Raw genomic sequence first — 6,578 nt, 5'->3', positions numbered from 1 at the left:
AACAAAAAAATGCTGAGGTCTCTGTCCTTACCTTAATAATTCTTAAACAATTAAAAAAACGGCCCATGGATGGGCCGTTCTTTTTTTCAGACTGCTGTTTTCATTTTTTTCATGCCTTCAACAGCCTCTACGCTTTTTGCTTCATCAAATTCATTTTCGCTTTTGGCAACAATGATCGTGGCGATTCCGTTTCCGATCAGGTTCACAATGGCTCTTCCTTCACTCATGAAACGGTCAACCCCTAGCAGGAGTGCAAGACCCTCCAGCGGAATGACCTGCAGCGCTGACAGCGTTGAGGCAAGGACGATAAATCCGCTTCCCGTCACACCTGCCGCTCCCTTCGATGTCAGCATCAGAACGAGGATAATCGTAATTTGCTGGCCGATGCTGAGGTCTACTCCAAACACCTGTGCCAAAAAGACAGTTGCCATTGATAAATAAATGGATGTGCCGTCGAGGTTAAACGAATAGCCCGTCGGAATAACAAGCCCGACAACTGATTTGGAACAGCCGTAGCGCTCCATTTTATCCATCATACGCGGAAGCACCGATTCGGAAGAGCTTGTGCCAAGCACGATCAAAAGCTCATCCTTAATGAAGCGAAGGTAATTCCACAGGCTGAATCCGTAAAGCTTGCAGATGATATTTAAAGCAACAAATACGAACAGGAACATCGTAATATAAACAGACATCATTAAGCTTGCCAGCGGTTTGATGGAATCGAGCCCGAAGTGTCCGATTGTATACGCCATCGCCCCGAATGCCCCGATTGGCGCGGCACGCATAATGTAGCCGATAATTTTGAAAAAAACGTGAGAAACCTTGTCGAAGAAATCAATGACGCTTTTCCCTTTTTCACCTAATGCCGCAAGACCCACTCCGAAAAGAATAGAAAAGAATAAGACCTGCAAAATGTCCCCTTTTGCGAAGGCATCAACCATGTTGGATGGAACAATGTGTGTAACAAATTCAATCCAGTCGATTCCCTGACCGCCATTTTGCGTGTATTGTGATACATCTCCCTTTTCAAGCTTGCTGTAATCAAGACCCGCACCCGGCTTCATAATATTGACGACAAATAAACCGATAATGAGTGCGAGGGTGGTGACAACCTCGAAATAGATAAACGCTTTTCCCCCTACTTTTCCAACCTTCTTCATATCGCCCATTTTTGCAATCCCGAGAACGATTGTGAAGAAAATGATTGGTGCGATCACCATTTTAACAGCGTTGATAAATGTATCGCCAAGCGGTTTCATTTCTTTGCCGACATCCGGCCAGACCAGCCCGACAATGACCCCGATGATGACCGCGGTTATGACCTGAACTGTTAAATTTTTAAACAGTTTCATATCCTTCATCCCCCTGTCCTATTCGCCTTTTGTGTCTTTCTTACTAGAATGATAGCGTTTTCATAACGTCTGGGGAAGTTTATGATCATAACGGACATTTTGGTCTTTTTGGTCTCAGGTTTATCCTTTTAACACGTAGCGGTTGACCGGCCGGCCGACTCCGCCGTATTGAACGTCCAATTTGATGATCCCGGTTTTTTCTAAGTAATCAAGATATCGTCTGGCTGTCACTCTGGCGATGCCGAGCGCCTTGGCGACCTCTTCAGCAGAAAGGGATGCGGTTTGCTGTTTCAAAAAAGCAGTGACTTCATTCATCGTGAAGTGATTCAACCCTTTCGGCAGATCCTGTACGGCCTGCTGCGGAATATTCAGGATCGCATCGAGCTGTTCCTGGGACAGCGTATCATTCGCTTCGATTTTTTGTTTATATTGCTTGTACTTTTCGAGCGCCTGTCTCATTCGCTCAAGCTTAAACGGCTTTAAGATATAGTCAATCGCCCCGTTTTGCAGCATGAGTGAGATCGTTTCCTTGTCTTTTGCAGCGGAGACGACAATGACATCCACTTCAAGCTTTTGCTTTCTGATCTCCTGCAAGGTCTTGATGCCGTCTTTTTTCGGCATGTACACATCGAGAATGACGAGATCCGGCTGTTCTTCTTTAATCAGCTTCATGCCTTCCTCTCCGTTTCCTGCCGTTGCACAGACAGTAACGCCTTTAACAGTTGTAATGAAATCCTTATTGACCTCTTGAACCATCGGATCGTCTTCAATGAGCAGAACCTTCCATTCTTTACGAGCCATGCTGTGCTTCCTCCCCCTTCATTGGAAAAACGATAGAAAAAGATGTCCCCTGCCCCGCATGTGAATCAACTTCTATCGTGCCCGATCCTTTGTCTATGATTTGTTTCACTAGATACAGGCCATAGCCTGTACCGCCAGTTTTATTGACCGTAAAACCTTTGTCGTAAAGGCGAGGCATATGTGCCGGATCAATTCCGCAGCCGTTATCTTCTATTAAAATAGCAAGGATATCATCTGTTTGTTCGATACTAATGTCAATTCGTTTGTCTTCAGATTGAACGGTTTCAAATGAGCCGAAGGCATTTTCAATCAGATTCCCCAAAAGCACGACAATATCATGCTGATCAACATGCTCGGGAAATTGCTGAAGACTGCTGTTTTCATCTATATGAACAGCAATGCCGAGCTCTCTTCCCCTTCTGATTTTACTTAATAGAAGGCCTGCCGCAGCGTCATTTTGAATCGAGCGGTGCAGAAATTCAGTCACATTTTCCTGCTCAGTTGACGCCTGGAATGCAAGCTGCAAGGCTTTTTCAGATTTCCCCAGCTGGATGAGGCCGGCGATCGTGTGCAGCTTATTCATATGCTCATGGTTTTGGACACGGAGCGCCTCCACAAAGTTTCTGACACCAGTCAATTCCTCTGCCATCTTGGCCGCTTCCGTTCTGTCCTGAAAAATCGCAACGGCGCCGATCACTTTTTTCTTCATGACGATCGGAATTCTGCTGCTCATGATGACTTTTCCGCTGACACGAATTTCTTCATTATAAACCGCTTTGTTCCGCTCCACGATTTCAGGCAGGCGCGAATCCTTGAGAACCTCCCAAATCACCTTGCCGATCAGATCCCCCTGCACTTCAAAGATCTGTTTCGCTTTTTCATTAAAAATCGTAATGACGAGCCGATTGTCAATAGCGATCACCCCTTCATTCATCGAGTGAAACGTCGCTGTCCGTTCTTCATACATTCGGACAATCTCATGGGGTTCAAGCTGAAACATTTGTTTTTTGATATGGCGGGCCAGCAAAAAGGAACCAGCAAGGCCAAAGCCGAGTGTCAGCACAACGATGAAGGCGATATCACGCTTTAAATGAAGCAGGATGTCAGCGATCCCCGGCAGCGTTTTTCCGACAAGCACCACGCCTATTTGGTTCAGGTCTTGATCCTTAACCGGATAAAAAGCGCGAACCGCCGTGCCGAGCTCGCCCTTTGCTTCAGAGAAATAAATGTGCTCCGCAAACGCTGCCTCCTCGTCTGCACCTTCTGATTTCTTGCCGATGCTTGTGCTGACAGGATGCGTATATCGGATGTGATTCATATCCATGACGACAATATAGTCTGCTTCATTAATCATCCTGATTTCTTCAACCGCATGGCGAACAGCTTCTGTTTGTTTTTTTCGCGCCAAGGCTTCTTTCACTTCTGTCATCTCTGACACAGTCCGGGCCGTATTCATCAGCCGCTTTTTCAGCTCCCGCTCCTCTGTATGCTGAATGTTGCCGATGAGCACAATGCCGCCGATCAAAAAGGAGAAAATGACGAGTATATAGGATAAGATCGTGATTTTCCAACGGATTGAGAGCTTCTTTTTGTTCATCAGCTTCTCCTTTCAGGTCTTTACGAATGTCATTGCCCCCATTATCCTTAACATAGGGGAGGGTTTTCATGAAGAGTTTGCTTGCATGTCTCGCACTGATGATCGCTGGAATTGCAACCGCTTTATTTATCGGATTCCATGATCATACAGGCAATAAAAAGATTGTTTATGATGACGACCAGGAAGGCCTGCAGGATCAAATCGTGTTTAAATTCAGCCACGTGGTTGCTGAAAATACGCCAAAAGGGCTGGCCGCCAATAAATTCGCTGATCTGGTGAACGAAAAATCAGGCGGGAAAATAAAAATAGAAGTATTTCCGAATGGAAGCCTGTACTCGGATATTGAAGAAATTGAAGCATTGCAAAACGGTGATGTTCAATTTATCGCCCCCTCCACATCGAAGCTCGGCATGCTCTCGCCTGAATGGGGAGTGCTGGATCTGCCGTATGCATTTACAGATTACAACGCCGCCAAAAAAGGGCTGAACGGAAGCATCGGCACACAGCTGTTTGATTCTCTAAAGAAAAACCAATTAAGAGGACTGGCCTATTGGACGAACGGCTTTAAGCAAATCACAACAAATCAAGGGCCGGTCAAAACACCGGATGATTTAAAAGGGCAGGATCTGCGCATTATGCAAAGCGATGTGATTGAGGATCAGTTCAAGCTGCTTGGCGCAACACCTCATCAGGAATCCTTCAATTCTACCTTTCAGCTGTTAGAAAACAATGTAGTCGATGGCGAAGAAAATACAATTTCAAACATCTATTCTAAAAAATTTTATAATGTTCAGGACTATTTGACAATAAGCAGCCACGGTTACCTCGGCTACGCTGTCATGACTGATGAACACTTCTGGAAGGCGCAAACACCAGAAACAAGACGCATTTTGACTGAAGCGATGAAGGAGACGTCGGAGTGGAATGAAACGTATGCCGAACAAATGAACAAGGAGCAGCTGGAAGAAATCAAAAAGAATTCTGCTATACATATTTATGAGCTGTCAGATAAAGAGAAAAAAGAATGGATGAAGCGTCTTGACCCTGTTTACCGGCAGTATGAGCCCATCTTTGGCCGGGAGCTGATCCGGGAACTGTTGGAGCTGCGAATAGATTCATAGTTCCTATCTCGATACGCTGTTTTTCGTTTATCTTTCTATCGATCGGAAATATAAAAAGAGATAAACGAAAAAGGAGATGGGTACATGTTTAAGCACACAAAAATGCTGCAGCATCCTGCTAAACCAGATCGTCCAGATCCATTATTCGCTAAAAAAATGCAAGAAATTTTAGGCGGGCAATTCGGAGAAATTTCAGTTGCCATGCAGTACTTATTTCAAGGCTGGAACACAAGAGGAAATGAAAAATACAAGGACTTGCTGATGGATACGGCAACTGAGGAGCTCGGGCATGTTGAAATGATCGCAACGATGATTGCCAGACTTCTTGAGGATGCCCCTCTTGATCAGCAGGAAAAAGCTGCTGAAGATCCGGTCATCGGCTCCATCCTGGGCGGCATGAACCCTCACCATGCGATTGTATCAGGACTTGGCGCCATGCCGGAAAGCAGTACAGGCGTACCTTGGAGCGGCGGTTATATCGTAGCAAGCGGAAACCTGCTGGCAGACTTCCGCGCCAACCTGAATGCAGAATCACAGGGCCGTCTGCAGGTCGCACGCCTGTTTGAAATGACGGATGACAAAGGCGTCAAAGATATGCTCAGCTTCCTGCTGGCGCGTGACACAATGCACCAGAACCAATGGCTTGCCGCCATTAAAGAATTAGAAGCACAGGAAGGTCCGGTTGTGCCGGGTACCTTCCCGAAAGCGCTCGAAAAACAAGAGTTCTCACATCAGCTTATCAATTTCTCTGAAGGCGAAGAAAGCGCCAAGCAAAACTGGCTGAATGAAAAAGCGCCGGACGGAGAAGCCTTTGAATATGTGAAAGAGGCAAAAACGTTTGGAGAAAAACCGGAGTTAAAACCAGCACCGCCTTATGTTCATAATACACTTCCGGGACGCGAGTAAAGAGACAAGCCCAAAACATGATGTTTTGGGCTTTGATTATGCCTTCAGAACCGTCCAGTTTGGTTCGTACCGGATATCGGGGTTATGTAACAGATCGTGAACGAACGGTTTATCCTCTTCGTACACCGTCACCTCTATCGAAAGAATTACAGCCTTCTGATCGTTTTCCTCGTATATGCTGTCATGTTCGTTCTCCATAAAATGATCATAGGCTTCTCTGTTTTCCCATACACTGATGATTTCTGCGGTGGGCGGCTCGTCTATCGTTTTTCGCCAGCCGCCGGCCTGTTTGATAAAGCCGCTTATATGCGATAATGCTCCCCACTGTGACTGCGCTTTTGCAAATGCTTCAGCGTTTGCAGCGTCTACTTCACATATCATCTTTTTGATTAGCATGGCTGCTCCTCTATGATGACGGTTTCGGCTTGTTTATGCTCCACACAGAGATTAACCGTTCTGACATAAGAGCGTGTGCGGTGAACCGTGCCTTTCGGGATCAGCAGGCTGTCATTTGCTTTGAGCACCGCGGTTTCTTTGTCCTTAAAATCGATCAGCAGCTCCCCTTCAAGAACAATAAACAATTCGTCTGAGTCAGGGTGATGGTGCCAGTCATATTCTCCCGTAAACACCGCAAGGCGCACGCAGTGGTCGTTGACCTCTGAGATTGAAAAATTGGCGTGCTTTTCTTTGACTTCATTTGCGATGGCGAGCAAGTTTTGCATCTTGGACATTAGCGAAAACCCCTTTTTCACTTATTGTATCGCAATAGTGGCATAAATTGAGAAGATTCCAAAAAAAAGC

7 protein-coding genes are annotated in these 6,578 nt (G+C 45.8%); 2 read left to right on the top strand and 5 right to left on the bottom strand.

Annotated features, from left to right (window positions below):
- Window positions 1-86: 86 nt before the first annotated feature.
- The 3 genes from dctP to dctS all read right to left on the bottom strand — a co-directional run bounded on the left by dctP (window position 87) and on the right by dctS (window position 3,750).
- Window positions 87-1,352, bottom strand: coding sequence for a C4-dicarboxylate transporter DctP (dctP, locus tag RAC86_RS03865; protein ID WP_014475862.1), 1,266 nt, complete (start codon window positions 1,350-1,352; stop codon window positions 87-89).
- 120 nt (window positions 1,353-1,472) lie between these two features.
- A complete protein-coding gene (gene dctR, locus RAC86_RS03860) occupies window positions 1,473-2,153 on the bottom strand; it encodes a two-component system response regulator DctR (RefSeq protein WP_014478888.1) in 681 nt (226 codons plus the stop codon).
- Window positions 2,143-3,750 carry a two-component system sensor histidine kinase DctS gene (gene dctS, locus RAC86_RS03855; RefSeq protein ID WP_076458442.1) on the bottom strand — a complete coding sequence of 536 codons (1,608 nt, stop codon included), beginning with the start codon at window positions 3,748-3,750 and terminating at the stop codon, window positions 2,143-2,145. The genes dctR and dctS overlap by 11 nt, the downstream gene beginning before the upstream one ends.
- Window positions 3,751-3,818: 68 nt before the next feature.
- Between dctS and dctB the strand changes: the two genes are divergently transcribed.
- On the top strand, window positions 3,819-4,871 hold the full coding sequence (dctB, locus tag RAC86_RS03850; RefSeq protein WP_106074081.1) for a C4-dicarboxylate TRAP transporter substrate-binding protein DctB: 1,053 nt from the start codon (window positions 3,819-3,821) through the stop codon (window positions 4,869-4,871).
- Window positions 4,872-4,955: 84 nt separating this feature from the next.
- Window positions 4,956-5,777 carry a manganese catalase gene (locus RAC86_RS03845; protein ID WP_024572055.1) on the top strand — a complete coding sequence of 274 codons (822 nt, stop codon included), beginning with the start codon at window positions 4,956-4,958 and terminating at the stop codon, window positions 5,775-5,777.
- A gap of 36 nt (window positions 5,778-5,813) precedes the next feature.
- Here the strand turns inward: RAC86_RS03845 and RAC86_RS03840 are convergent, their stop codons facing one another.
- The gene (locus RAC86_RS03840) at window positions 5,814-6,173 is read right to left on the bottom strand and encodes a YdbC family protein (protein WP_106074080.1); all 360 of its coding nucleotides are present in this window, start codon (window positions 6,171-6,173) and stop codon (window positions 5,814-5,816) included.
- A complete protein-coding gene (locus tag RAC86_RS03835) occupies window positions 6,167-6,508 on the bottom strand; it encodes a cupin domain-containing protein (RefSeq protein ID WP_003246564.1) in 342 nt (113 codons plus the stop codon). Before RAC86_RS03835 ends, RAC86_RS03840 begins: the two co-directional genes overlap by 7 nt.
- Window positions 6,509-6,578: the final 70 nt, after the last annotated feature.

Source organism: Bacillus sp. LR_5, from assembly GCF_042709275.1.
Note: the sequence above shows the minus strand (reverse complement) of the source record. Positions and strands in the feature narration are given on the sequence as shown.

Bases quoted from the DNA above. Each gene is read 5' to 3' on its own strand.
- dctP (WP_014475862.1), bottom strand. From the start codon at position 1,352: ATGAAACTGTTTAAAAATTTAACAGTTCAGGTCATAACCGCGGTCATC.
- dctR (WP_014478888.1), bottom strand. From the start codon at position 2,153: ATGGCTCGTAAAGAATGGAAGGTTCTGCTCATTGAAGACGATCCGATG.
- dctS (WP_076458442.1), bottom strand. From the start codon at position 3,750: ATGAACAAAAAGAAGCTCTCAATCCGTTGGAAAATCACGATCTTATCC.
- dctB (WP_106074081.1), top strand. From the start codon at position 3,819: ATGAAGAGTTTGCTTGCATGTCTCGCACTGATGATCGCTGGAATTGCA.
- RAC86_RS03845 (WP_024572055.1), top strand. From the start codon at position 4,956: ATGTTTAAGCACACAAAAATGCTGCAGCATCCTGCTAAACCAGATCGT.
- RAC86_RS03840 (WP_106074080.1), bottom strand. From the start codon at position 6,173: ATGCTAATCAAAAAGATGATATGTGAAGTAGACGCTGCAAACGCTGAA.
- RAC86_RS03835 (WP_003246564.1), bottom strand. From the start codon at position 6,508: ATGTCCAAGATGCAAAACTTGCTCGCCATCGCAAATGAAGTCAAAGAA.